The sequence below is a fragment of the Mesorhizobium sp. M1365 genome (assembly GCF_040317865.1).
Classification (GTDB): Bacteria; Pseudomonadota; Alphaproteobacteria; order Rhizobiales; family Rhizobiaceae; genus Mesorhizobium.
Genome location: NZ_JAMYLG010000043.1, coordinates 20,684 through 45,760, shown reverse-complemented (window position 1 = coordinate 45,760; position 25,077 = coordinate 20,684). Strand labels below are relative to the sequence as shown.

Annotated in this window: 25 protein-coding genes and 2 pseudogenes; 7 read left to right on the top strand and 20 right to left on the bottom strand. The window is 62.8% G+C overall.

The features are described from left to right. Together NKH04_RS28290 and NKH04_RS28285 are read left to right on the top strand one after the other, a co-directional pair. The coding region (locus NKH04_RS28290; RefSeq protein WP_353045317.1) for a hypothetical protein at window positions 1-375 on the top strand (375 nt) is incomplete at its 5' end. Between the two features lie 501 nt (window positions 376-876). Then, entirely contained in the window at window positions 877-1,188 is a 312-nt protein-coding gene (locus NKH04_RS28285) for a DUF736 domain-containing protein (RefSeq protein WP_352922510.1), read from the top strand. 83 nt (window positions 1,189-1,271) lie between these two features. Here NKH04_RS28285 and NKH04_RS28280 read toward each other — a convergent pair whose 3' ends face one another. Genes NKH04_RS28280 through NKH04_RS28265 form a run of 3 tightly spaced genes read right to left on the bottom strand, consistent with a single transcriptional unit; the run spans window position 1,272 to window position 3,363 of the window. After that, a complete protein-coding gene (locus NKH04_RS28280) occupies window positions 1,272-1,871 on the bottom strand; it encodes a Ros/MucR family transcriptional regulator (protein WP_502913453.1) in 600 nt (199 codons plus the stop codon). Next, entirely contained in the window at window positions 1,872-2,831 is a 960-nt protein-coding gene (locus tag NKH04_RS33300) for a hypothetical protein (protein ID WP_502913454.1), read from the bottom strand. A 49-nt stretch (window positions 2,832-2,880) separates the two neighbouring features. Beyond that, window positions 2,881-3,363 carry a hypothetical protein gene (locus NKH04_RS28265; protein WP_353045316.1) on the bottom strand — a complete coding sequence of 161 codons (483 nt, stop codon included), beginning with the start codon at window positions 3,361-3,363 and terminating at the stop codon, window positions 2,881-2,883. A 417-nt stretch (window positions 3,364-3,780) separates the two neighbouring features. Here NKH04_RS28265 and NKH04_RS28260 point away from each other — a divergent pair, with 417 nt between their 5' ends. Continuing rightward, a complete protein-coding gene (locus tag NKH04_RS28260; protein ID WP_502913452.1) occupies window positions 3,781-5,946 on the top strand; it encodes a DUF3363 domain-containing protein in 2,166 nt (721 codons plus the stop codon). A gap of 189 nt (window positions 5,947-6,135) precedes the next feature. Here the strand turns inward: NKH04_RS28260 and NKH04_RS28250 are convergent, their stop codons facing one another. Next, on the bottom strand, window positions 6,136-6,399 hold the full coding sequence (locus NKH04_RS28250) for a helix-turn-helix domain-containing protein (RefSeq protein WP_352922508.1): 264 nt from the start codon (window positions 6,397-6,399) through the stop codon (window positions 6,136-6,138). 124 nt (window positions 6,400-6,523) lie between these two features. Here NKH04_RS28250 and NKH04_RS28245 point away from each other — a divergent pair, with 124 nt between their 5' ends. Then, a complete protein-coding gene (locus tag NKH04_RS28245; RefSeq protein ID WP_353045315.1) occupies window positions 6,524-7,261 on the top strand; it encodes a hypothetical protein in 738 nt (245 codons plus the stop codon). A gap of 55 nt (window positions 7,262-7,316) precedes the next feature. On the opposite strand, the gene NKH04_RS28240 is transcribed toward NKH04_RS28245, so the two are convergent. From NKH04_RS28240 to NKH04_RS28170, 15 genes and pseudogenes are all read right to left on the bottom strand, one after another. After that, window positions 7,317-8,045 (bottom strand): hypothetical protein, encoded by a 729-nt coding sequence (locus NKH04_RS28240; protein WP_353045314.1) that lies wholly within the window; start codon window positions 8,043-8,045, stop codon window positions 7,317-7,319. Window positions 8,046-8,259: 214 nt separating this feature from the next. Then, window positions 8,260-8,456: pseudogene (locus NKH04_RS28235) on the bottom strand (hypothetical protein); the annotation flags it as partial. Between the two features lie 128 nt (window positions 8,457-8,584). After that, window positions 8,585-8,930 (bottom strand): annotated as a pseudogene (locus NKH04_RS28230) (ATP-binding cassette domain-containing protein); the annotation flags it as partial. A gap of 7 nt (window positions 8,931-8,937) precedes the next feature. Then, window positions 8,938-9,957, bottom strand: coding sequence for an ROK family protein (locus tag NKH04_RS28225; RefSeq protein ID WP_353045313.1), 1,020 nt, complete (start codon window positions 9,955-9,957; stop codon window positions 8,938-8,940). Further along, on the bottom strand, window positions 9,957-10,679 hold the full coding sequence (locus tag NKH04_RS28220; RefSeq protein WP_353045312.1) for a ribulose-phosphate 3-epimerase: 723 nt from the start codon (window positions 10,677-10,679) through the stop codon (window positions 9,957-9,959). Before NKH04_RS28220 ends, NKH04_RS28225 begins: the two co-directional genes overlap by 1 nt. Continuing rightward, window positions 10,676-11,503 (bottom strand): alpha/beta fold hydrolase, encoded by an 828-nt coding sequence (locus tag NKH04_RS28215; RefSeq protein WP_353045311.1) that lies wholly within the window; start codon window positions 11,501-11,503, stop codon window positions 10,676-10,678. Before NKH04_RS28215 ends, NKH04_RS28220 begins: the two co-directional genes overlap by 4 nt. Then, window positions 11,503-12,321 carry a sugar phosphate isomerase/epimerase family protein gene (locus tag NKH04_RS28210; RefSeq protein WP_353045310.1) on the bottom strand — a complete coding sequence of 273 codons (819 nt, stop codon included), beginning with the start codon at window positions 12,319-12,321 and terminating at the stop codon, window positions 11,503-11,505. Before NKH04_RS28210 ends, NKH04_RS28215 begins: the two co-directional genes overlap by 1 nt. Next, window positions 12,321-13,397 carry a Gfo/Idh/MocA family protein gene (locus NKH04_RS28205; RefSeq protein WP_353045309.1) on the bottom strand — a complete coding sequence of 359 codons (1,077 nt, stop codon included), beginning with the start codon at window positions 13,395-13,397 and terminating at the stop codon, window positions 12,321-12,323. The genes NKH04_RS28210 and NKH04_RS28205 overlap by 1 nt, the downstream gene beginning before the upstream one ends. Window positions 13,398-13,401: 4 nt before the next feature. Next, entirely contained in the window at window positions 13,402-14,223 is an 822-nt protein-coding gene (locus NKH04_RS28200; protein ID WP_353045308.1) for a sugar phosphate isomerase/epimerase family protein, read from the bottom strand. Window positions 14,224-14,408: 185 nt separating this feature from the next. Next, entirely contained in the window at window positions 14,409-15,251 is an 843-nt protein-coding gene (locus tag NKH04_RS28195) for a carbohydrate ABC transporter permease (RefSeq protein ID WP_192254565.1), read from the bottom strand. Between the two features lie 5 nt (window positions 15,252-15,256). Further along, on the bottom strand, window positions 15,257-16,153 hold the full coding sequence (locus NKH04_RS28190) for a carbohydrate ABC transporter permease (RefSeq protein ID WP_352501412.1): 897 nt from the start codon (window positions 16,151-16,153) through the stop codon (window positions 15,257-15,259). Window positions 16,154-16,291: 138 nt separating this feature from the next. Beyond that, a complete protein-coding gene (locus NKH04_RS28185) occupies window positions 16,292-17,539 on the bottom strand; it encodes an ABC transporter substrate-binding protein (RefSeq protein ID WP_352980489.1) in 1,248 nt (415 codons plus the stop codon). Between the two features lie 120 nt (window positions 17,540-17,659). Beyond that, window positions 17,660-18,805, bottom strand: coding sequence for an ABC transporter ATP-binding protein (locus NKH04_RS28180; protein ID WP_353045307.1), 1,146 nt, complete (start codon window positions 18,803-18,805; stop codon window positions 17,660-17,662). A 90-nt stretch (window positions 18,806-18,895) separates the two neighbouring features. After that, the gene (locus NKH04_RS28175) at window positions 18,896-19,846 is read right to left on the bottom strand and encodes a PfkB family carbohydrate kinase (protein WP_352922487.1); all 951 of its coding nucleotides are present in this window, start codon (window positions 19,844-19,846) and stop codon (window positions 18,896-18,898) included. A gap of 3 nt (window positions 19,847-19,849) precedes the next feature. Then, window positions 19,850-20,650: a beta/alpha barrel domain-containing protein gene (locus NKH04_RS28170; RefSeq protein ID WP_352819295.1), complete on the bottom strand. Its 801-nt coding sequence runs from the start codon at window positions 20,648-20,650 to the stop codon at window positions 19,850-19,852. Window positions 20,651-20,812: 162 nt separating this feature from the next. Here NKH04_RS28170 and NKH04_RS28165 point away from each other — a divergent pair, with 162 nt between their 5' ends. From NKH04_RS28165 to NKH04_RS28155, 3 genes are all read left to right on the top strand, one after another. Beyond that, complete coding sequence (locus NKH04_RS28165; protein WP_352501408.1) at window positions 20,813-21,574, top strand: DeoR/GlpR family DNA-binding transcription regulator; 762 nt, start codon at window positions 20,813-20,815, stop codon at window positions 21,572-21,574. A gap of 253 nt (window positions 21,575-21,827) precedes the next feature. Continuing rightward, a complete protein-coding gene (locus NKH04_RS28160; protein ID WP_352819272.1) occupies window positions 21,828-22,976 on the top strand; it encodes a Gfo/Idh/MocA family protein in 1,149 nt (382 codons plus the stop codon). An 18-nt stretch (window positions 22,977-22,994) separates the two neighbouring features. Next, window positions 22,995-23,981 carry an alpha/beta hydrolase gene (locus tag NKH04_RS28155; RefSeq protein ID WP_352819274.1) on the top strand — a complete coding sequence of 329 codons (987 nt, stop codon included), beginning with the start codon at window positions 22,995-22,997 and terminating at the stop codon, window positions 23,979-23,981. Here NKH04_RS28155 and NKH04_RS28150 read toward each other — a convergent pair. After that, the gene (locus NKH04_RS28150; protein WP_353045318.1) at window positions 23,969-24,991 is read right to left on the bottom strand and encodes a LacI family DNA-binding transcriptional regulator; all 1,023 of its coding nucleotides are present in this window, start codon (window positions 24,989-24,991) and stop codon (window positions 23,969-23,971) included. The genes NKH04_RS28155 and NKH04_RS28150 overlap by 13 nt on opposite strands. Between the last annotated feature and the right edge of the window lie 86 nt (window positions 24,992-25,077).

Sequence of the window (25,077 nt, the reverse complement as noted above, 5' to 3'; positions counted from 1 at the left end):
CTCGAGCCGAACGACGCTCAACGCGAGCGCGACGACCGGTTCTTGATCTCTACCTCACCCCATGCGCCCATCCCGCGCAGCGGGTTCGTTCGTCGGCCCCAAAATATCGAGACGTTCGTACATCGGCGCACTGCGTCAGCAAGTGGCGCGTTGTGCCGTTTGGAATGGATGCCTTGGGGCAAGATCGCTGATCAATATAGGGTCAAGCAGCATAGGATTGCAGTCTGGAACGCGGATTTCGGATCATTGACGAAGCATAAGGCAAATGAGCCGCCGATGGAGAAATGGCTTTGGCCATCGCTCGCACAAATACAATCTGTACCAGAGCGTGGCCGCCCACTCGCAATGGAGCGCGTCACCCACCTCCTGAACTGAACTGAACTGATCCGGTCCGCCCAGCTTCACGGCGCGGCCCAGCTCCGCTCGCCGGCCATCTTGGCGCGGGTACCTGGAGCGGCATCATCATTCTCATGGTTGAGGTGTGGGTTAGCTGTATTGACCGCCAAAGCGCTCATGACAGGGCTGGGAAGCGGGTGACTGATCGCGGTCGCCGTTGTGACTGTCTGTCCATCCTAGCTACGCCCATGGCGCCCTCGAATGGATTGGGTCTGACCGAAGACCGTTTTCGCTTGGCTCAACCTCGATCGTCTTCCCGCAACGACGGCGCTTCGTTTTCTTCCCCTGGCCGTACCACCCCACCCGGCACACCTGGCGGGGACCCCGGTTTGCGTCCATTCCTCGCGGCCCAAGAAAGTCTCGCGGCGCCGTCTTCCACTTCGTTTCAGCTGCTTTGGGTGCGGCCCGATCGCCCCCGGTCTCAAGACCACCATCGAGGCCGCAATAGGCGCGGCCCGAGAAACAGAAGGAACCATCACCATGGCGACGATCGGCACATTCTCCCGCACCGCGAACGGCTTCTCCGGCTCAGTCAAAACCCTGAACCTCAACGTCAAGTCGGTGACGTTCACGCCAGCCGAAGGCGACAATGAAAAAGGTCCGGACTTCCGCATCTTCGCCGGCGCCATCGAGTTCGGGGCGGCATGGAAGAAGACCTCGCGCGAGGGCCGCGACTACCACTCGGTCAAGCTCGACGATCCGAGCTTCCCCGCTCCGATCTATGCGAGCCTGGTCGAGACCGCCACCGAGGGCGAGTTGTCGCTCATCTGGTCCCGCCGCACCGCACAGTGATCCGACTAAACACGCAGCCCCGCGCAAGGCGGGGCTTCGCCATGGTTCAGGTTCACCACTGCACCTCTATCTGGTGCAGCACGCTATGCTTTGACGGGTGTCTTGCGCGCCTTCTTCACCGGCGACTTGACTGCCGTGGCAATTGCTGCCGCCGCTGCCGCGCGAGCAGCTCGTTTTGGCTTTTCCGCCGCAGCTGTCGCTGGCGCTGGCGCCTTGCGTCCCAGGCCTATTGATTTCGCCAGGGCCGAGCGGGTGGCCGCGTAATTTGGCGCCACCATCGGATAGTCGGAGGGCAGGTTCCATTTCAGACGGTATTCGTCCGGACTCAGATTGTAGTGCGTTCCGATATGCCGCTTCAAGGATTTGAACTTTTTCCCGTCTTCCAGGCATATGATGAAATCAGGTGACACTGACTTCTTGATCGACACCGCCGGCTCCAGTTTGGCTGCGGTCGGAGCGACAGGTGTACCGATCCCCTGCAAAGCGACATAGACATCCCCGATCAGCTTCGACAACTCGCCGACCGGCAGCGGATTGTTCGAAACGTAGGCGGAAACGATGTCGGCGGTGATTGATACGAGATTAGCCTGGTCGCGTGGGTCTGGAGAAACGGTCATCGAGTTTTCCTCTTGTCTGATGGCTCTAATGGCGCGCGTTGAAACGGATGGGCTGTTTATTGCCAATCAGGCAAATAATTCGTTGTCCCGCAACAAACCGTATTCGTCGCAAATATCAAGCCGGCAAGCTTTCGCTTCCATCGTTCTGCCCGGCTGCGGACAGAGTTGCTGATAAACCGGTGAAAGCTGCTGCACCGCAGATCGAGCGATGAACATGCGCGTACAATCTTTATCCTCTCGGCACTTGGCGGCGCGGTCCTCCTCGCGGCGGGGCGGTGAATTGGAGCTTCGGGCGCAATTCATCTGGAACGCGTCGGCGACGTTCAAGTTGCCTGAACCTCTTTCGGGCCAACGGGTCCGGCAGGCACATTTCGGGCGGCGTGGCGCTACATCTAAACCGCGCCTGGGTATAGTCGAGGATCTCGCTAATGCTCTCGCAGATGCTGGGCAGGGTGCCGCCGCAACAACGCGCGGCGGATGATCGGGCAGCGGCCCGCGCTTTGGTTGCGCTTTTCCGGGTTCGCTACGGCGCGGAGTGATGTTCGCGCCTTCGCTGATATCGCGTTCGATGTGGTCGGGGTCCATTGCGCTCGGAATCCGAGAAGGGATCCATCTTTCAGCTGCTCCTGGATCAGTATGGCGAGCCCGTCGAGCCTCTTGACGGTCGGTATGACCGAGCGCCAGATGCATCTTCACACCCGCCGCAACGACGATCATGATGCGTTCTCCCTTACCGCGAGATGCCGCTTGACTGCATCCGCATTGCTGCCGACGGACGCAAAGACGCGCCGCCCGTTGTCCAGTCGGACTGCCACCATGCCGTCCGGCGGCCGCACGAGATTGCACAGGGGAGCCGTCGCCGGCGTTCGTTTTTTCGCCCCATGGATGAGCGCAACAGTTGCCAATTGCGGCGTCTTGCGAGCGGTCAGGCCGAAACTCGACACGCCAGCGGAAGGCCGTGCTGGTGGCGACTCCATGGCGGCGGCAACCTCCGCCACTGACACCAGGCTTCTCCGTCTCCTGCACAATCGCCTGCTTCTGCGCGTCGCTGAAGCGGCGCCGGTCCGACCGCCCGTCAACCCGCAGTCTCAAGCGATTGGCGCCGCACGCAATCAGCGCTGCTTAATTGAGCCCGGGCACTCGGATGCAACAGAGATCGCCAGTCCACTTCGAATTCGAATTCCTCAAGACGAGCGCGCCATTTGCGCAGCGCATGGGGCGAAAGCCCGAGCGCCACGGCATATTCGGCAGGCCCCAATCCGCTCCAGTTCATCGCCTCCACATGCATGCCCCAGAACGCCTGCAGGGCAAATCGGATCGTGTCCGTACGCACGCTGTAGCAGTAGCGGCGCGGGCTCTTGCGTCGCTTCGGCGGCCCTTTCTTGCCCCGCTTTTGCGGCTTTCCCTGGCGCAATTTCCGCAGATATTCCGCACGTTTGCGCCGATCTTCCGCGCTCACCAGATGACGCACCCACAGCTCGAAAGTCGTCATCGAAAGCTTGCGCCGGCGGCAATATTCCTCCACCTCAAAACGGCCCCCGATACCAGGTCGCGACATGCGTCGACCAGTACGAGTTGTCGGCCTTGTCCCAGGAACGTCGAGGCACCGCCGAAGATCCTCCTCGATAAGAAAGAACCCCACACGTTGCGAGATTGCACTAGGTGTGCAGGATCCGGACGGTTACAGAGTGCGGAGAGAGACGGCAAGATAAAGCGAGCTGGCGCTCGCCCTCGCTTTGCTCGTAAGTCTCTGTCTGCACATTGTTTTTTACGGCAGATTCGGAGACCAGCCGGAATGACGTAAGGTGCGTGGCTCACGGCTGGTCCGCTATCGCATTGATCTGCAAAGCAACACTGTGGTGCCGCAACGATGTGCGATCCGCCATCGTTTGCCACAGCAAGTCTTTGCGGGCCATAACACGCGTCGCGCTCCGGCCATCTTGAAGCACCAAATGCAGCTCCCGATGCTGTCGTCATGGCAGATCGTGACGGCGATAGGTTCCAGGTTCGCATCGGCCGGATGCGCCGCGGCGGCGCGGCGATCAATTCTCGCGCACTGCCCTTTGTGCGCCAGGTCGAGATTGCCATCCGCAAGCAAGGCGGCAATCCCAATCGCTTGGGCGCAAGCAGCGGTCGCGGGAAGGAGAGTGGCCGCTTCAATGCCCGCGGCCGCGGCAGCAAGGTCGCGGCAGGGTTGCCAAAGGACGCCGGCGGCTGGCGCCAGGACGGCAATGGCGTGCGCTTTCGTTCCCGTCGCGTCGTGGTGAAGGCGCGCGTCGTCAAGCTGCCGGGGCGAGGCAAGGGGACGAGCGGGCGCGGCCGAAAGTTCATGACGACGAGCAAGGCCGTCGATGCGCATCTGCGTTATCTCCAGCGCGACGGCGTGACCAGGGGCGGCGAGAAGGGCAGGGTATACTCGGCCGTCGACGACGAGGCCGACGGCAAGGCCTTCGTCGAGCGCGGCCGCGGCGACCGGCACCAGTTCCGCTTCATCGTCGCGCCGGAGGATGCCGCCGAGATGGAAGACCTGCGCTCCTTCACCCGCGATCTCATGCGACAGATGGAGACCGACCTCAGCACGCGCCTCGACTGGATCGCCGTCGACCATCACAACACCGGTCATCCGCATACCCACGTCCTGGTGCGCGGCATCACCGATGACGGCAAGATCCTGAACATCGCCGGCGACTACATCGCCCATGGCATCCGTCACCGGGCAGGCGAGCTGGTCGAACGGGAACTCGGGCTGCAAAGCGAGATCGAGGTCGCCCGCAAGCTGGCCAGCGAAGTGGATGCCGAACGGCTGACCCGCCTCGACCGCATGCTGATCGCCGAACAGCAGGAGCACGATGTTGTTAACCTGCGTCCCAATGCCAGCGACAGCTACACCATTTCCAGCAATCGATATCTGCTGATCGACCGGGCGAAGAAGCTGGAGCATTTCGGCCTGGCGAGCGAGATCGAGCCCGGCCGATGGGTGGTTTCCGACAGGGCCGAAAGTACTTTGCGAGCGCTTGGCGAGCGCAACGACATCATCAAGACCATGCACCGGGCGCTCGAGGAGCACGGTCTCGCCCAGGAGCGAGGCCCGGCCCAATACGTGATGCACCGGCGGACCATCACCGAACCGGTCGTCGGCCGTGTGCTCGCCAAGGGTCTTTCGGGTGATGAGATGAGCGACAAGCTGTCGCTCGTCATCGATGGCGTCGACGGGCGCACCCACTATGTCGAGACCGCGGATGCGGCAAAGCTCGATGACATTCAGCGCGGCCATATCGTGGCGCTCGATCCGATCCCGCCGAAGGAGGAGCCGCGTGCGGCCGACCGCAACATCAGCGTCGTAGCCGGCGAGGATGGCATCTATCGTCCGAGCAGACACCTGGAGGCGATCCGCGAGACGTTTTTGGAAGAGGGCAAGGACCCGGACGCCTTTGTCCGCTTTCATGTCCGCCGTCTCGAAGCGCTGCGCCGGGCCGGCCATATCGAACGTATCGACGACGACCACTGGCGCGTTCCGGAAAACTTGCCCGAGCGCGGCATCGCCTACGATGGCCGCAGCCGCGGAAAGGACTTCTCCGTCCGCCTGCTCTCGACGTTCGATCTTGACGCGCAGGTCGGCAGCGACGGCGCCACCTGGCTCGACCGGGAGCTGACGGCCAAAAACCCGGTGCCGCTGGTCCGGTCAGGTTTCGGTCTCGACGTCGACAACGCTCTCGACAGGCGGGCTGCCCAGCTCGTCGGGATGGGCCATGCCGAACGCGATGCGGGGAGCGGGACCTTCACCTTCTCGCGCGACCTTGTTGCCACGCTGGAACTCCAGGAGGTCACGCGCGTCGGCAAGGAAATCGCCGCTGCGCGCGGCCTCACCTACGCGCCCGTTCAGCCCGGCAACTATGTCGGCGGCACCCTCCTTGACTCGGTCCGCCTTGCCAGCGGGCGTTTTGCCATGCTGGACAACGGGGCTCGGGCTTCAGCTCGTTCCCTGGCAGCCGATGCTCGACAAGCGCGTCGGCCAGCACATCAGCGGGCTCGTGCAAGACAGCGGGGGCATCGACTGGAGTTTCGGCAGAAAGCGCGGAGTCGGAATCGGGATGTGAGGAATGCTCGCGCCGCAAAATGCGCAGGTGGGCGAGAGCCGTAATTCAGATCTGCCGGAGAATGAACTGTGTCTCGACCGCGCGTGCGTCGATTGTTCCCAACTTGGGCACTCACTCGTATCAGGTCTCCCGCGACGACCCACAAACGCGCCGCTCTATAGGGCGGACACATCTGCGCCACTTTCCCTGTCCCTGTACGCCTTTGCAAAAGGGAGCCGGTCCATACAAAAGGATCACAGTTTGCCTTTTGCATCGTCAGATCGACGCGCCAGGCGAACGCCAGCACCACCGCCGTTTTCCGGGATGAATTCGACACCGGCAGCTTCTAATGCTGCAGTTAGCGCCTCTAGAGTGGTCTGCCTCGAAGCCGTTTGGGCATTCTCAATTCTGACGAGCGTGCGAACGTTTATCCCGGATGCGTTGGCCAGATCCTCTCTCGTCCAGTCAATTAAGGCTCTCGCTGCACGAAGCTGGTGGGCCGATATGTCCTTTTTCATGACATTCTTCTTGTTAAAAGTCACAAAAAGTGACATATCAGGAGGGCAACAGAGGCGGCCGCACGAGGTGCTGGTAACACCCTGAGCGGCCTGACCACCACCCAAGCTGATTGGAGCTCGGATCATGGCTGATTCCGACAATACCACGACTCTGCCGTTCGTCACCCGCAGGAGAGTGCTTGCGGGAACAGTGGCGGCAACCACCGCGTGGACCCTTGAAGGGAACGCGTTTGCTGGCGAGGCCGGGATGACGAATGTGCGCCCTGACCCAGCGCTGGCGCTTTGGCGGGAATGGGAGACAACCCACAAGCTGACCGAGCGGCTTTGCCGCAAGCAGCAGCGCCTGGAGACGAGGCTTGTCTCGAACGTCGGCTTTCCTTGCGCAACCGTGTGCCTGCCCGAGGGTGAGGATGCGACGGTCCACTCGATCGAGGCGCTCAATGAAGTGCTCGGCAAGCGCCCGGACACAGCGGATCTCCGGGAAAAGGCCGAAGCTGACCTCGCGGCGCATAAGGCACGCTGGGACACGGCTGCGGAGGAGGGCGGCTATGCTGCGGCCCTTCGAGCTGAGCGCGAGGCTGCCAATCGGGCGCAGGATCTGATGCAAGCGCTCTCAACGACGCCTGCCACGACTGTCGCCGGCGTGGCGGGCAAGCTCGATGCCGTGTTGCGCGAGGGTGACGCCTGGGTGGAATGCTCCGAGTTTCCCTGGCCGCAAATCCGTTCGGCGCTCAGCGATCTGGTACGGATCGCCCAGCAGACGACGGACGACAAACCGCCCGCACCTGGCGGGCTGGCACCCGTCTCCGCGAGAAACGGCTTAAGAGCCGGTTGGCCTCGTAACGGCGGCTTGCTTGACTGAGATACGCGGCTGATCTCTTCCGGTCGAGTGGCTGCGCGGAAATAAGCCACCCATTTCATGACTTACGTCGTGGCAGGCCATTTTGTTTTGGGACGCAATTTTGGGGGAGCGGCTGTCTTTTGCAGAAGTGGGGATCGGTGAAATCCAACTCTTCGACTGAGCCGGTGATCAAGCCCCAACTGCGCTGCCGATCGATCGGGACTTCATAAAAATCGTCGCCGCCATGCTTGAAAGCCTCATCCTCCAGCGCGACGGCTACGCCCATTTCCCGGAGATATTGCTTCTTCTCCAGGTGAGCATTGGCTAGAACCTTGGCAACCCTCTTCGCGGATTTTATTTGAGTGAAGGTCCTGTCGCCATTTGAGTACAGGACGGCTTGTCCCTTGTGGACCGCGATAAAGTTGCGGTCGCTGTTGAGCCTTTTGACGCCACCAGCAAGGAACAAGGGGCAGGCAGACAGGCAGTTGGCTTCTTCGAATCGACCTTGGCCGTCAATCTCTGGCATCGTGCGACAGACCAAGGCTTTGTCTTTGCAAACTACGGGTGAAGTCCCAATAGCGATTGTCAGCTTGTTCTTTCTGGCGATCCTGCCGAGTTCCTGGGCGGACTGACGGTCACCACCATTAGATGCCAAGACGATGGGCAGGTGAACTGCGCCGAGGCTCTTCAGCAGCTTGCGCAAAGCCGATGGGGACGAGGTTTCAATCGAACCTGCAGCGTAGATCCACGCAGGGCAGGTTGGTTCACATGCGGGGTCCGAGTTCCGGATCACCTGGAAGGTCATGACAGTATCCGGGGCCCATGCCAGTGCCGGCATCGTCGGCAGTGCTGCAAAAAAGGCCACAGTCAAGAGCACAGCACGGCAGAGAGATCGAAAGAAAAGCAAAGCCGCCCCCCGGAAGCATTGTTAGAGAGCAATGAGGTGAACGCTGCACGATGGTTTTGTCAACTCGGTCGATTCATCCGTCGCTCGCGCGCCGTCTTTCCGAGCCAAAGGAAGCTGTGATTGCGGCGGCATATATGCCGGCGCTGACATTCGTGTCGCCCGCCTCGACCCGTTGCAGGGTCGAGCGCGAGGTAAAGGCGCGCTCGCCACCAGCGCCATTGGGAGCCGCCGCCGGGCATCGTGGATATTCGCTCCCAGCCTGCGCAGGGCGCGTCTGACCGCGGCCGGAGGATTGTAGGGAGTGGGCATTTGACACCTTTGCACTACTGATTACGCCTCAGGACCCTTGCGATGGAAATTCTCGCAAACGGCTACCGATCCGCGCGTTGTCGATCCTCCGCAGAGCGCAGGCTGCGGCCAGGAGCCACCATTCCGGATACTTCGGCCGCCTCCCTCACCTTGCGCTCCCGCTCCTGCGGCGGCACCCCAGCGATCTTCAGTGCGAAGCCCCCTATTCTCGGCCACGCTCATATGCGGATAGTCCGCATAGGACTGGAACACCATGGCCAGCCCACGCGCGGACGAGTCGATATCGTTGGCGCGCACGCCGTCGATCATGAGGTCGCCTGCGCTGATTCTTTCCAGCCCGGCGATCATGCGCGGCAGCGTGGACTTCCCTCAACCGGACGGGTCGACGAAGACGATGAATTCGCGGTCCTCGACGTCGAGGTCGATACACTTGATGATCTCGGCGGCTCCGTAGGATTTGCGCGCGCCGCGCAGCTTGAGCTCAGCCTTGGCTTGCCCCCCTGGCGCCGGTTGTCGTCTCCTCGTTCTGCACCATTGCCAGCGCCGTGCCGGGCTCGCCCTCCCATAGGATCAGGCTCGCCGCGCCGACCAGGCCCGCCTGGTCGCCAAGTTCGGCCGGAACGATCGGCACGTCGCGATAGGCTTGCATGGCGCGGTGCTCGACGGTCGCCCTGATGGTCGGTGCCAGGAGGTCGAAGCCGTTGGAAAGGCCGCCGCCCATGACGATCAGGTCGGGCGAGTAGAGATGCAGGAGGTTGGTGAAGCCGATGCCCAGCCACCGCGCCTCGGCCTCGACCAGTGGGCGAGCCGCTACATCACCCGCCCGCGCGGCCTCGACGACGTGTCGCGCCGAGACGTCGCCATTGTTGGACAGCCGCCGGAGCAGCGAGCCGTCGCCCGGCGCGGTCAGCCGTGTCGCCCGGCGTCCGAGCGCCGTACCGGAGGCGACCGCCTCGAAGCAGCCGACGGCGCCGCAGAAGCAGCGGTCGCCTTCGCCGGTGATGGTCATGTGGCCGATCTCGGCCGCCAGCCCGCGCCTGCCGTGATAGATGTGGCCGTCGGCGATGACGCCGCCGCCAATGCCGGTCGACACGGTCACGAATACCAGCGATCCGGTGCCGCGGCCGGCGCCGAAGCGCCATTCGCCGAGGGCCGCCGCATTGGCGTCGTTCTCCAGCCGCACCGGCAGGCCGAACTGCCGGCTGAGGATGTCGATCAGCGGCACATTGTGCCAGCCGGCCAGTGTCGGCGGCCCGATGACGATGCCCGCCTTGGGGTCGAGCGGGCCGGGCGCACACATGCCGATACCGATGACTTTCGCTTGTGGGTGCTCCTTGAGCAACATGTCCGCCAGTGTGATGATTTGGCCGATCACCGCCTCCGATCCTGCGCCGGCAAGCGTCGGCGCCGAGACGCGGGCGACGACGTCGCCACCGCGCTCGACCAGCGCGCCGCGCAGCTCCGTGCCGCCGAGATCGAAGGCAAGCGCAAGCGTGCTCATCAGGCGGCTGCTTTCAGCCCGTGCAGCCAGGCGATGCGTTGCGCAAGGTCAGGGTCACCGAAGGCGAGCGAGCCCAGCACCACGGTGTCGGCGCCGGCGGCGCGCAGCAGCGGCACCGTCTCATGGCGGATGCCGCCATCGGCGGCGAGCGCGATGTCGGCCTCGCGGCCGGCTTTCCTGATCAGCGCGCGCGCCTCGATGAGACGCGGGCAGGCCTGCTCGGACAGGCTCTGGCCCTTGACGCCGATCAAGGTGCCGAGAAGCGTGACGAAGGCGACCTCGGGCAGGAAAGGCACGATTGCCGCGACCGGTGTCTCCAGCCTGAGCACGACGCCGGCCTCGGCGCCGAGCTCATGCGCCAGCTTGACGGCGCGCAAGCCCGCCTCGCCATTCTCGGCATGGATGGTGATGAGGTCGGCGCCGGCCTCGATGAACTGCCGCGTCTGCGCCTCGACGATTTCGGCCTCGACCATCAGATGCACATGGATCGGCTTCGCCGTCAGCTTGGCGATGCGCGCCACCATATCCGGGAAGAACAGCAAGCCGGGGGTGAAGCGGGCGTCGGCGACGTCGATGTGATGCAGATCGGCATGGGCCTCGATGCGCTTCAGGTCGCGCTCCATATTGGCGAGATCGGCCGACCACAGCGAGAATTCGCCGAGCAGCCGGTTGCGCGGCAGAGCGGCTATCGCGGCGGGGCCTGAGAGAGATTTGCTGGTCATGACGGAATGAGGCTCCGGACGTTCGAGTGGGCGTGAAGGAAGGCCGAGATCTCGGCGTGTAATTCGGTGAAATGCCTGGCGCTGTCGAGCGCCTTGGGGGTGATCTCGGCGAAGATCGCATTGGGGATGACTGCGGCGAGCGTATAGGCGGCCGACAGCGGGTGGACCGCGTCGCTGGCGTTGCCAATGGCCAGCGTCGGGATGCGCAGGGCGGCGGCGTCGCGCTCGGAAATCCCGGGCCTGTCGGCGGCGATGTTGGCGAGCACCTGCGCAAAGGCGTGGGCGTCCGGCCGGTCGAAATAGCCGAACAGCGAGGACAGGTTGTCGGGCGCCTCGCGGTAAAGCCGCGTCGCCGTCTCGGATTGCGCGAAGATACTCCGCGCGCTCTCGGCGCCACGGTCGAGGATGAGTTCGGCGACCTCGGTTATAGGCTGCATGTTCACCGGTGCTGCCGTGAACGTCCACGCCGGCCGCACCAGCACCAGCGCGGCGACGCGGTCGGGATGGCGGCAGGCGAGGCCGAGCGCGATCGCGGCACCCATCGAGACGCCGCCGGCAACGAAGCGGTCGAGGCCGGCCTGGTCGGCGGCCGCGAGCACATCGTCGGCGAACATCTCGAACGAAAATGGCCGGCGCTCGCCAAGGCCGGAGCCGCCATGGCCGCGGCATTCGAGCGTGATGCGACGAAAGCCTGTGGGGAAGGTCTGCGCAACCTGCGCCTCCCCGCCACCCAGCCCGTGCTGAAAGACGACCGCCAGCCCGTCGCCCGTATCGGAAACCCGAAGCGCGGCGCCATCGCGGAGCAGGATCGTCGGGCGCGCCATCACAGCAGCCCCTTGAGGAAACGGGCGACGCCGGGCGCTTCACCGGCCGAAAGCCCATGTGTCACCAACGGCCCGTCGAAACCTGTCGCCTTCAGCCGGGCGATGAAGTCGGGGAAGTCGACGACGCCTTGCCCGGCGGTGGCAACGCGGCCGTCGGCGAAACGGTCCTTGGCATGGGCCATGGCGACATGGCTTGCCGTGCGCTCGACTGCAGCCGCAACCATGGCGCGCGCCTGCGCGGTATCCGCCTGTTCGAACAGGTTTGCCGGATCGAGCACGATGCGCAGCCGCTTCGAACCCATCTCGGCGATGAGCCGCATCGCGTCAGGGGCGGAGGTGACGATGTTGGCCTGTTCGGGCTCGATCCCAAGATCGACACCGTGACGCTCGGCGAGTTCGAGCGCCTTTTCCATCTCGACCGCCATGTCGGTCCATGCCGAGGGATCGGCATTGTCAGGATGGTGCGCCCATTGGTCGTCACGATTGCGCGTTCCGGTGCAGAGCGTGACGAGCGGCCTGGAAAGCCTTGCGGCGGCTTCGATCACCACCGCCAGCCGACGCAAGCCATCGTCGCGTACCTGCTTGTCCGGATGCGCCATGTTGTAGGTGCCGGACAGCGCCACGAGACCGACGCCGGAGCTGTCGACTGCGGCATCGATTGCCCGGATCGCCGCTGCGGGAACATCATCCGGCATCGACGGCAGGCCGGCGCATGCGAGATTGAATTGGGTGACCGCAAAACCCGCGTCACGGACCGACGCCAGCACGCCGGCGGGCTCGCTGCCCGGGAAGGTCTTGGCGAACACCCCGATCTGCATCAGACCGCTCCCGTCACGCTGGCGATCTCGACGCGTTCGCCGCTCTCGACCGAGCGCGCGATCGCCACCATGGCGCGGATCGAGGCGAGCCCGTCGTCGACATTGGCGCCGCGCATCGGCTTGCCGTCGAGCACCGTCTCAGCGAGGCTTTCGAGCTGGCGGCGGAAGAAATGGCCGTCAGCGCCGAGCGGCTTTCGCGAGGTGGCGTCCTTCTCGTGAAAAATGTCGACTTCACTCGCCCGGAAGTACCAGGGATTGAAGGTCTTCGCGATCACCGAGCCGTTCTCGCCATAGAGCTGAAAACCCTCGTGCCAGTCCATGCGCACGGCGACGGTGAGGTCGAGATGGCCGAGCGCGCCATTGGCGAACTCGGTCTCGACGAACCAGCAATAGGCGCCGAATTTCTCGTTGAGGCGGGCGCGCACGGCGGTGATCTCGCCGCACAGGAAGCGCGCCGTATCGACGAGGTGCGAGCCATGCGCCAGCATGAAATATTGCCTGAGATCGGCCTTCGGATTGCCGGCCGGCTTCCTCGCCAGCTTGCTGGTGATGGGCAGAGGTTGGATCGCGTCGGTGTTGGTGTAGCGATGGGTGGAATCGCAATACCAGGCCTTCAGCCCCAGGATGTCGCCCATCTCGTCGCGGACGAAGTCACGCGCTGCTTCGAGAGCCGGGTCGAAGCGCTTCATGTGGCCGACCTGCAGCACCTTGCCGGAGCGCTTGACCGCGTCGGCAAGCTTCTGGCCTTCCTCGACCGAGACGCCGATCGGCTTTTCGCATAGCACGTGCTTGCCGGCTTCCAGCGCCTTGATCGACATCGGCACGTGATAGGCGTCCGAGGTGGCGACGATCACCGCTTCCAGCGCAGGGTCGGCGAGCATCGCGTCATAGTCGCCATACATCTTCTGCGGCTCGTAGGTCGCGCCCATACGCGCGAGCAGATCGGGTGCTGCGTCGCAGATCGCGTAGAGATCGGCATTGCTCGCCTTCACGCAGGACGCCAGATGCGCGAATTGCGCGATCGGCCCGCAGCCGAGCACACCGACACGAAGGCGACGGTCTTTCTTGCGGATCATTGTCTCAGGCTCCGTAGCCGCGCATGGTCTGGCGGTTGGTCTTGACCGCTCCGGCCGGATCGGCGGCGGCGGTTTCAGATTCCTCCTCCAGCACCAGCCAGCCGTTGAAGTTGGGCGCCGCGCTAGTAATCTCTATCACTTTCGCCGTGTCGCAGACGCCCTTGCCGAGCATCGCCCAGGTGCCGCTCGCATCGACATCCTTCAGGTGCACGTAGCAGATGCGATCGCGATAGGTGGTGAGCGTGTCGGCCACGTCCTTGTGGCCGCGCAAAATGTGGCCCGTGTCCGGCACCCAGCCGACCAGCGAGGCATCGAGCAGCCCGAAGATGCGGTCGTAATCGGCGCGGTCGTAGAGCAGCGTGTTGTGGTGCGAGCTCGGATGCACCGCGACCTGGACGCCGGCCTTGCGGCCGAGTTCACCAGCCTTGTTGTAGACCTCGGCCGCAATGGCGAACTTGTCGTCGCGCGGACCGTCCGACACGACGGTGGCCGAGCCCATGGAGACCAGCGCGCCCGGAAAGGCGGCGGCGAAATCGATCCAGCGCTTGGCGGTCTCGAGGTCGGCGCCGATCTTCTCCTTGAGTGTGAAGCCGCTGTCCGAACCGAAGGCGAAGGAGACCAGCGTCAGGCCGGATGTCTTCAGCGCCGCAGCGAACTCCGCCGGCTTGCCGGCATAGCGGCCGATCATCGTGTCGGTGATCTCGATGCCGGCATAGCCGCCATCGGCGATCGCTTTGAGCAGGTCGTCGGGGCCGCCGGCAAAACGGTCTCCGAGCATTTCCCAGGTGAAGGTCTGGCAGCCGACTTTGAGGTCTTTCACGTTCATCCTTTCATTCCTTGATTCCACCTGCGAAGGCCCTTCGATGATGTGGCGCTGGAAGAACAGCATCAGCACGATCAGCGGCGCTGTGACGACGCTTGAGGCCGCGGCGATATCGCCTGCCAGCAGAGAATGTCCAATCCATCGATTTCGATGCGCGGCCTACTCCATCAGTTCTCCGGGGGGACATCCTACTTGACCGAGCCCGCGGTCATGCCGGCGAGGAAGAACCTCTGGGCAACGAGGTAGATGAGCAAGAGCGGTAGCGAGCCGAGCACGCTCATTGCCATCATCTGGTTCCATTCGAAGGCGTGCTGCCCCATCAACAGCTGGATGCCGATCGGGACGGTGCGCATGGACGTTGACTTCGTCAGCGTCAGCGCAAACAGAAATTCGTTCCAGCACAACAGGAAGGTGTAGACCGACGTCGCCACGATACCAGGCAGTGAAATCGGGACGATCACCCGCCAGAGTGCGGTCCAGCTGCTGCCGCCGTCGACAGCCACCGCTTCATCGAGATCGCGGGGCAAGGTGTTCAGATATCCCGTCATCAGCAGGATCGCGTAGGGCAGCGTAAACACCAGGTAAGTCAGGATCAGTGCGACGTAGGTGTCGAAGATGCCATACGAGACGACAAGCCCGAAGAAGGGGATCAAAAGCGTGATCGGCGGGATCGTCTGCGTGCTGATGATGAGTGTGTTGAGGCTGCCCTTGCCGCGGAAATTGAAACGGCTGAACCCATAGGCCGCCAGCAAGGCGATCAGCACCGTCAGCACGGTCACCGCCCCGGCCACGAAGTAGCTGTTGAAGAAGAAGCGCAGCTTTACCGGGTCGCCAAGGATGGCCGCATACGCTTCCAGCGTGAAGGCCTTCGGCAGGACGGTTGGTGGCAGGGCAAAGATTTCGGTATTCGACTTGAACGAGCTGCTCAGCATCCAGTAGATCGGGAAGGCCGCGAAAAAGAGCCCTGCAGCAAGCGCGACATGCAGCGCGACGGTGATCAGCCTGTCTTTCGGCGTGTGCCTTTTCCTCATGGTGACTACCGAGCCTTTTGATAGCGGATGTAGAACAGCGTCAGGCCGAGGGAGATCAGCAGGATGACCACGGCGCTCGCCGACGCCTGCGACAGGTTGTAGCTCGAAAACGCCAGCTTGTACGTGTAGGTGCTGAGGACCTCGGTCGAGTAAATCGGACCGCCGCCCGTCGTTATCCAGATCAATGGAAAGACCTGCATGGTCCAGATGAAATCCAGCAGCGAGATGCTGATGATGATCGGCATCAGCTGCGGGATAGTGATGAAGATCAGTTTCTGGTAGGCCTTCGCCCCGTCGATATCGGCGGCCTCGTAGAAATCCTTGGGAATGCCCTGCAGGCCTGCGAGGAGGCTGACCATGAAAAGCGGATAGCCCGCCCAGATGTTGGCGAAGGTGACGGCGTGCAGCGCGGTCTCGGGCGAGGAAAACCATTCGACCTTGGAACCGATGATGCCGATTTGCATGAGAATGCTATTCACGACGCCGTTCGGCTCAAGCAGGAGGCGCCAGATCACGGCGATAATCACTGCGGTGAACAGCCAGGGCAGTATGTAGAGCACGCGTAGAATATTGCGCAGCGTCGGATTGATGCGCTCGCTGTTCAGCATGAGCGCGAAGGCCATGCCGATGGTCATGTGGAAAATGACACTCATGCATGTGAAGTAGAGCGTGTGCCACAGCGAAGCCCAGAACACGGGGTCGTCGAAGATCGCCTGGTAGTGTTTCAGTCCGGCAAAGGACGGGTCACGACGCAGCACCGCGCTGTTCTGGAACGAGTAGGCAATCACCGTCACCATCGGCAGCAGCATCAGAAGCCCGATTATGAGCAGCGAGGGCGACAGATATAGGTAGGGTGCGACCGCTCGTTTCAGCTTGTGATGGGAGCGCTTTTGCCGGGTCATGTGCCAACCTTGGGATACGCCTTCAGCGAGAAGGTAAGCTTCGGAAACAGGTCCATCTCAAATTGCCGATCCGTTGTTGCCGGGTGGCCTGCCCGAGTCAGGCCACCCGGTCGAACATAGCAAACGGGAACAGGCCTATCAGAATTTCGCCATCCAGCCCTTCTGAGCGGTGGCTGCAGCTTGTTCCGGAGACTGCTCGCCGGCGAGCATCTTCTGGGCTTGAACGTCGAACTGGGTCATCAGGTCTTCAGCCACCGGCAGGCCCGTGAACTCATTGGCGAGATAACCGGTCTTGAAGATTTCGAAAGCCTTGCCGAAAGCTTTGTCCGAGGTCACGAAATCGGGTTTGGCTTTGACGTTGCCCGGGAAGGCGTTTGCAAGCGACACGAGCTTGGCGTTCACCTTTTCACTCATCAGATATTGGACGAGTTTCCAGGCTTCCTCCTGATGTTTCGAGGCAGCAGAGATGCCGATGCCCCAAGAGGCATAGGGAAGGCCGCGCTTGCCGGTGTAGTTTTCTACGACCGGGACCGGGATGAGGTCGAAGTTCAGCTTGGGGTTGCGTTTGCGGATGAGGTTCACATGCGCGAGCGAGTCGATCATCATCCCGACGCGGTCGTTGACGAATTCCTCGACCTTTTCCTGCTCGGTCTTGGTGGCGATGCCGGGCGAGATGGTGCCGGCGTCGTTGAGTGATTTGACGAAGGTGAGCATATCCACCACCGGCTTGCCCTCGAGAGCGGGCTTGCCGTTCGCCATCATCGACTGACCCGAAGCCCAAACCCAAGACATCATGTCGTTCTGGACGCCGGATGGCGTTTGCAGCGACAGGGGCAACACCCAGCCATACTGGTTCTTTTCGGCGTGCGTCATCTTCTTGGCGGCTTCGAGAAACTCCGCGCGGGTCGACGGCAGCTTGGTCACGCCTGCCTGGGCGGCGAGGTCCAAATTCACGAAGACCGGATAAACGAAGGAGGCCACGGGAAACATCACCGCCTTGCCGTCCACCTTGATGATGTCCGCGACCTGGCTCTTGTCGAAACCACTCGCATCCATCATCGGATTCATGTCGGCGAGTGCGTTCTGCGCATTCAGATTGTTCACCCAGGCGCCGTCGAGACCGACGACGTCGCTGAGCGTTCCGGTTGCGGCACCCACCGAGATCTGGTCTCGCGTGGTCGCGTAGGGGCCGCTGACCAATGTCACCTTGATTCCGGGGTTTGCGGCCTCGAAGTCATCCATGATTGCCCTGAGCGAGCCAGCCGGCAATTCAGGCTCCCACCATTGGGTGAATTCCAGCGTCGTGTCCGCCATGGCGCTGGTTGCGCCAAGCAACCATGCGGCCGCGGCTATTTTCAGCATCGCGGATTGCATCCGAAACATCATGTTCTCCTCCTTCTACAAGATCGACCGCACAATGCGGACGATCGTCTGGTTTATTCAGAAGCCTTCTTGCGAGTATCTTTCGCAGGCGCCTCCCTCTCGCCTGCGGTCTGCTGCAGATCTTCAGATCGCTAGATGCGTCTCAGGATCGAAGAAGTGGAACTTGGCCTCATCCAGGGCCAACCGGATTTCCGAGTCGGAGTGGATGGCGCTGGCCGGTTCGAATCTCGCCACCGCGTTCGATGCCAGGCCAAAATCCTCCGCTGCGTCCGGATCGCCGGAGTCCACCCGGACCGCGTCGATGTTCAGGTGGACGATATGTTCAGAGCCGAGCTCTTCGATCGAAGTCACCTTTGCGGGTATCGTCTGATAATTGCGGCCGGATTCGAGGCCGCTGTCAAAAAGATCCTCGGGCCGTATGCCGAACACGATCTTGCGCCCCTCATAGGACCTCAGAGCGGGCCTGCCGACGAAAGCTGCATCCTGCAATCGGATGGCGAAGTCGCGAAAACCGAGCTCGCCGCCCTTTAGGGTCGCTTCGAAAAGGTTCATCGAGGGAGAACCGATGAAGCCGGCGACGAAGGCATTCACCGGCGACTCGTACAGTCTCTTGGGTGTGTCGACCTGCTGCAGCACGCCGCCCTTCAACACCGCGACCCTGTCGGCCATCGTCATCGCTTCGATTTGGTCGTGGGTCACGTATATGGTCGTTACGCCGAGCTGCTTTTGCAGGCTGGTGATTTCGGCGCGCATTTGAACACGCAGTTTAGCATCCAGGTTGGAAAGGGGTTCGTCCATGAGAAAGGCGGCCGGCTCGCGCACCATGGCGCGGCCCATGGCAACCCGTTGGCGCTGTCCGCCTGACAGGTTCGCGGGTTTGCTGTCCAGCAAAGACGTCAGTTGAAGGGTTTTGGCGATCTCGTCCACGCGCTTCTTGCGCTCGGCCTTCGGCTTGCCTGCCAGCCGCATCGAAAAGGCGATGTTTTCGAACACCGTCATATGCGGGTAGAGCGCGTAGCTCTGGAAGACCATCGCGATGTCGCGGTCCTTGGGCGGCATGTCGACGACGTCGACTCCGCCGATCCGAAGGCTGCCGCTGGTGATGTCCTCCAATCCCGCGATCATTCGCAACGCGGTGGATTTGCCGCAGCCGGACGGCCCGACGAGAATCAAGAACTCGCCGTCCTCGACCGATAGGTTCAATTGGTCGATTGCGCGAAAATTGTTCCCGTAAGTTTTGCAGATATTCTCTAGAATGACTTCTGCCATCTTCCTCCCTCCACAAGTATAAGCCAATGATTCTTATAATTTTCCTCGGCTTATGTTCACCTGCGAAATGTCTCCTCGGATAGTTTCAGCCTATGTTCCAGTATCGACGTACGCATTTTTCAGTTCGACTGCTGACGGCGCGTTCGTCGATGCCAGGAGTTCCGTGACCTGGTCGTCGGTCGGAAGCGCCTCGCGCCCGCCACGCCCCGTTATCGAGAGGGCCGCCGCCGCGGCCGCGAATGCCACCCGGCCTGCGGTGTCGGCTCCGCGCATCAAGGCATGCGCGTAGGCGCCATGAAAGCAGTCACCCGCGCCGGTCGAGTCGACGACCACCACCCGGTGCGGGGGCAGATGCCAGAGACCTGTCTCTTCACGCCCGCGATAGTACACGCCCCTGCCGCCATCGGTCAGAACCACGGCGGACCGCGACGGCGACCACAATGCATCGAGCATCTCGGCGGGCGATCGGCGCCCTGTGGCAGTCCGTGCAAAGCCGAGGGGAAGAATGAGATGGTCGCAGAGCGCGATCAGCCGCTCCGTGGCTGGGCCGCAGCTCCATTCGATATCGCCGAGGATCGCAAGGCCGAGATCGCGAGCGCGAGCCACGACATCCAGCGACCGGATCGCGTAGCTATCGACGATCAGGACAGTCGCGCGGCTGAGGACCTCGTCCGGGAAGTCCGACGCGGTGCCCAGCATCGCGTCGTCGTCATACGCGATGAACCGTTCCCCGTCCGAGCCGACGGTAATGCGCGAGCGCACCGGGCGCGCGTCCGGGTGGCGCGGCGCGAATTCGGTTTCAACACCGCTCGCAACGAGATCGCGCAGCACGGCATCGTCAGCGGCGCTGCCCAACCATCCGACGAACCCGGCGCTTCCGCCGAGCCGCGCGACGGCGGCTAGCGCCGTCGCGACATTTCCCCCGAAAGACCGGGCACTATGCAGAACCTTCCCCTTGCCCGCCGACAACGGCTGATCGACATAGACGATGTCGTCGATCGCAATAGCGCCGAAGCCGAGGATTGAAGGGACGGTGGGCATCGTTCAGGCACCCGCCTTCGCCAGGGCCTCTTGCGCCGAAAGGCCGTCATGGATGACGCCCCGAAAGGCAAGCGCAGCCTTCTCCGGATCGCCATGCCCCCAAAGATTGCGGCCTACCACGGCACCGCGTGCGCCGGCACGGATGGCGTCCGCCGTCTGCTTAAGCGCGCCGAGCAGTGTATCGGTTTTCGGACCACCCGCGATCACAACCGGCACCGGGCAGGTCCGGACGGTCTCTCGGAACGACTCGAAATCGCCCGTGTAGCCGATCTTGATCACGTCGACGCCGGACTCGTAGCCGATGCGCGCCGCATAGGCGATCTCGTCGGGGGTGAAGACGATTCTTGCTCCGTCGGTGAAATCGCGTGGGTAGATATGCGCCACCACAGGCATGCCGTAGCGCGCCGCCGCGTTTACCGAATCGGTGAGCCAGCGTATGTATTTGCCCTCGGTCGCGCCGCGCACCGGAATGGCCACGGCCAACGCATCGGCCCCGGCGCGCACCGCATCCTCGGGCGTTGCGATCAACTCGCTGATGCGATCGTCCGGAGTGAAGCAGCCCGCCTGAATCACCAGGGAAGCCTTGCCCGCATATTGCGGCCAGAGATGGCGCGCGGTGCCAGGCTGGATGCTGACGTAATCGGGTCTGCCCGCCATGACGCGTGCAAGCGCACCCGGCAGGTCGGCAAGGCCGCCTTTGCGCACGTCACCATAGCCGACGAAGTGGTCGACGGCGCCGCCAAAAAGGTTCCCCGATGGATGCGAGAAGAGGCGCGCAAGACGCACCTTGGTTCCTAGGCTCATGAGTGCAAAATTCCCCAATCGTTTGATTTCAAAATCCTGGACCCAGTGTTTCCGAAAGAAATAAGAAAAACAATCTTTCGAAAGCTTTCGAATTTGCGTATTTTTGCTAAGCTGAGCCGAGGCCAGAGCGGTTGCTTGGCGTAGGGAGGCAAGGGCAGGGCAATGTTGTCGGAGCAGAGACGCCAATCGATCCTGGGTGAGGTGCAACGCAGCGGACAGGTTCGCACGAAGGACCTGTCAGATGGGTTTGGCGTGTCGGAAGTCACGGTGCGCTCCGACCTCGAGATACTGGACCGAAAGGGACTACTGACCAAGACCCGTGGAGGGGCGGTGACCCGTACCACCGATTCGACTACGGCCGCGTTCGCCCGGCGGATGCAAGCGAACCTCGACGCAAAGAAGCGCATCGCCCGGGCGGCGGTAGACCTCTTCGAGGACAACCAATCGGTCATCTTCGACGGCGGCTCGACATTGATGCAGCTTGCCATGCAGTTACCGCCGCTCAGCAATGTCGTGGTCGCGGCCACGGCCATGAATATCGTGCAGCACCTTATGCATCGTCCCGGGCTCGACGTTCATATGATCGGCGGCCGGGTCTATCCCGACACGGTGAGCACACTGATCACCGATGCCGATACGGCTCTCGGCGGCTTGGTAGCGCATCAGGTCTTTGTTGGAGCGCATGCGATAGACTCGTCACTGGATGTGGTCGACGTGAACGAAGACATGGCGCGAACGAAGCGAAACCTCGTTCGCATGGCCCGGCGCGTTGTCCTCCTCGCCGATTCGAGCAAATGGGGCGTCAGCGGGACCTCCAAGGCATTTTCGCTGTCGGCCGTCGATGTGGTGATCACCGACGATGGCCTGCCCGGTCCAATACGCAGCCAGCTTGATAGGATCAGGGCCAAGGTGATCTATGCCTGAACCCGTCTCGGTTCCTACCGCGACGGAAAGATCCAGTGCGCGCATGACTCACGGGATTCGCATCGGCCGTTGGCCGTTTTTCATGTCAGTCATGTTCTCCTCCTCAAGGCTGGCGGCCTCCAATGCTGCGCCAGCGTTTTCACATGCTCTATAAAAATTTTACGCGCGTCAAGATTTAAAATGTTATATAGCGGCTTTCGACTATGAACCTTGCCGTAGCCAGGCCATGACCGCGTTAGAGGTACGATCTGAAATGCACAGAAAATCAAAGACAAAGCTCGGCGTCGGCGTCATCGGATGCGGCAACATCTCGATGACCTATTTGCGCAATGCGGCTCTGTTCGGCGGGGTAGAGCTCAGCGCCTGCGCCGACATTTCGGCCGATATGGCTGCGCTGCGCGCCAGGGAGCATGGCATCCGCGCACTCGGCGTCGACGCGCTGCTGGCCGACCCGGACATCGATCTTGTTCTCAATTTGACGATACCGGCGGCGCATTTCGACATTTCGCTTTCGGCGCTTTCGGCGGGAAAGCACGTCTTTACCGAAAAGCCTTTGGCGACATCGGCCGCCGACGGCCGCCGGCTGGTCGAGGAGGCGAGGGCGCGCCGGTTGCAGCTCGGCTCGGCTCCCGACACCTTCCTCGGCGCTGCCGGCCGGCGGGCGCGCCGGCTGATGGATGAGGGTGCGATCGGCCGCGCTGTGACCGGCACCGCCTTCATGATGGGGCGCGGCATGGAGCACTGGCATCCCAATCCGCAATTCTACTATCAGCCAGGCGGCGGCCCGGTCTTCGACATGGGCCCTTACTACCTGACGATGCTGGTCAACCTGCTCGGCCCGGTCGAGCGCGTCATGGCGATGGCGACGCGCGGTCAGGAGGAACGTCTGATATCAGCCGAAGGTCCTTACAAGAACACCAGCTTTAAGGTCGGCACGCCGACCACCATCCTGTCCCTGCTGGAGTTCCGCTCTGGCGCCACCGTCACCTTCGGCGCGTCCTGGGACGTGTTCAAGCACTCCAACCATCCGATCGAACTGCACGGCACCGAAGGCTCGCTGCGATTGCCCGATCCCGACACATTCGGCGGCACAGTTTCGCTCTCGGCGCGCGGCGACGACTGGGCCGATTTCGCCAGCGAGGCCGAACTCTACGGTGCGCGCAACTGGCCCTATGTCGCACCCGACCGCGCCAACTACCGCATGCTAGGCGTCGCCGATCTTGCGCGGGCGCTGGCCGATGGGCGCAAGCCCCGCGCCTCCGGCGATCTGGCGCTGCATGTTCTGGAGATCATGGAGGCGATCCTGGCTTCGGGCGAAAGCCGCGGCTCAATTGCCGTCAATGGGACCGTCGACCAGCCGCCGCTGCTCGGCGAGGACGAGGCGGCAGGTCTGCTTGCCTGATGGGGAGGGAGATCCATGATGACATCGCCTTCAGCGCCGTCCCTGTCCCCACTCGACCCGGAAGCCCGGCATGTGCTCGAGCTCGGCCGGCAGGCCGACGCCTTGCCATTCGAGACTGGTACACCGCAACAGGCACGCTGTGCCTACGAAGAAGGCCTTCCGGACCAGCAGGGTGAGCGCGAGCCGGTGGCTTCGGTCACTGAGCGCGCCATCCTTGGACCCGGCGGTTCGCTGACGCTCAGGATCTATCGCGGGCAGGACGCGCCTGATGCAACTGCCCCGGCGCTGCTTTACCTGCATGGCGGCGGCTGGGTGATCGGCAATCTCGATTCCCATGACGAGATCTGCCGCTGGTTCGCCAATATGGCGGCTTGCGTCGTCGTTTCGCCCGCCTACCGGCTGGCGCCGGAGCACAAATTCCCGGCCGCGGTCGAGGATTGCCGCGCCGTGCTCTCCTTCATACAAGAGGCACCTGGCGATCTCGGCATCGACGCTCTGCGCATTGCCGTTGCCGGCGACAGCGCCGGCGGCAATCTCGCCACGGTGCTTAGTCTTCTCGCGCGGGGCGATCCTATTCCGTTGACCGCGCAGCTGCTGTTCTATCCCAACACTGATGCCGCGCAGACGGCGGACAGCTATCGCCGTTTCGCCGAAGGTTTTGGCCTGACCGCCTCGACCATGGCCTGGTTTCGCGATCACTATGTCCGCTATGCCGCCGACATCGACGACTGGCGCGCCTCGCCACTCAGGGCGGAAAGCCTCGCGGGCGCGGCGCCAGCCTTCGTCGCCATCGCGGGTCACGACATCCTCGCTGATGAAGGCGAGGCCTACGCCGGGCGTCTGCAAGATGACGGTGTGCCGGTCGTGCTGCGGCGTTGGCCAGGCCAGATCCATGGTTTTGTTTCCATGGGCCGCCATGGCACGGCAGCGCGACAGGCCGTTGGCGCTGCGGTCGCCGCATGGCGCGGCTTCGATTCGGCTTTTGGGAAAGATCAGGCCGACTGACGCATCACCAGCGTCGCATCGAGACTGACTTTGGGTGCGACCGCCGTGTCGTCCTCCTCAAGCACCGCCAGCAGCATCTCGACGCTGCGCCCGGCCATCGAGGCGAAGTCCTGCGCCATGGTGGTGAGACCGGGGCAGGTGTAGCGGCTGAGTGGATGATCGTCATGGGCGGCTACCCGCAGGTCGCAATCGCCCTTGCGGCCGATCTTGAGTCCGCGCGCATAGGCGGCGGCCATCACGCCAAAGGCCAAGCGGTCGTTGTTGCACAGGATGGTCTTTCCCGCCAGGCCGCCATTGTCGAGCATCGTTTCCGTCTGCTCGTAGCCGATCCGTTCGAAATCCCAAGTGTAGTCCTCGGTGTTGCCGATGACGACCGGCTCATGCCCGAGCCGCTTCATCGAGGCGACATAGCTCTCCAGCCGTTCCGGCGAGTTGTGGTTGACATGCGGGATGTCGAAATAGACCGGGGCGCCGCCGGACCGGCAAAGATAATCGACGATGGTCGAGACGCTCTGTGCGTTGTTGTTGCCGACGAACGGCGTCCCGCCTTCGAGATAGGTGTCGAAATAGACGACCGGGATCGCCTTCGTCAGCTTTTCCAGCGTGCGGTGGTCCGAGCGCACGCCGAGCGGTGCGATCAGCGCGCCGGAGACTTTCAGCGACAGGATCGTTCGCGTTGCCTCCACTTCGAGTTCGCGCGAGCCGTGCGAGGAGATCACGATCGGCCAGTAGCCCTCGTCGCGCAGCCTGAGTTCTATGCGGCTGACCATCTCCGAATAGAAGGGATCGGCCACCGTCGGCACCATGATGCCGATGCTGCGGGTACGCTTGCGGTTGAGGTTGCGCGCGAACAAATTGGGCTGGTAGTCGGACGAGCGCTGCGCTTCCTCGATGCGCTTTCGCGTCGCCGGCTTGACGCTGGTCGGATCGTCGAAATATTTCGACAAGGTCGGCCTGGAGACGCCACAGGAGCGGGCGAAATCCTCCATCGTCTTGTGCTTCATCGCCAGCGATTCCCCGCCTTCCGGAAACCTCGTTCCTTGTGCTGTCCGGCACCTACTTACGGTGCGCCGGCGTGCAACCGCAAGGCAAAATT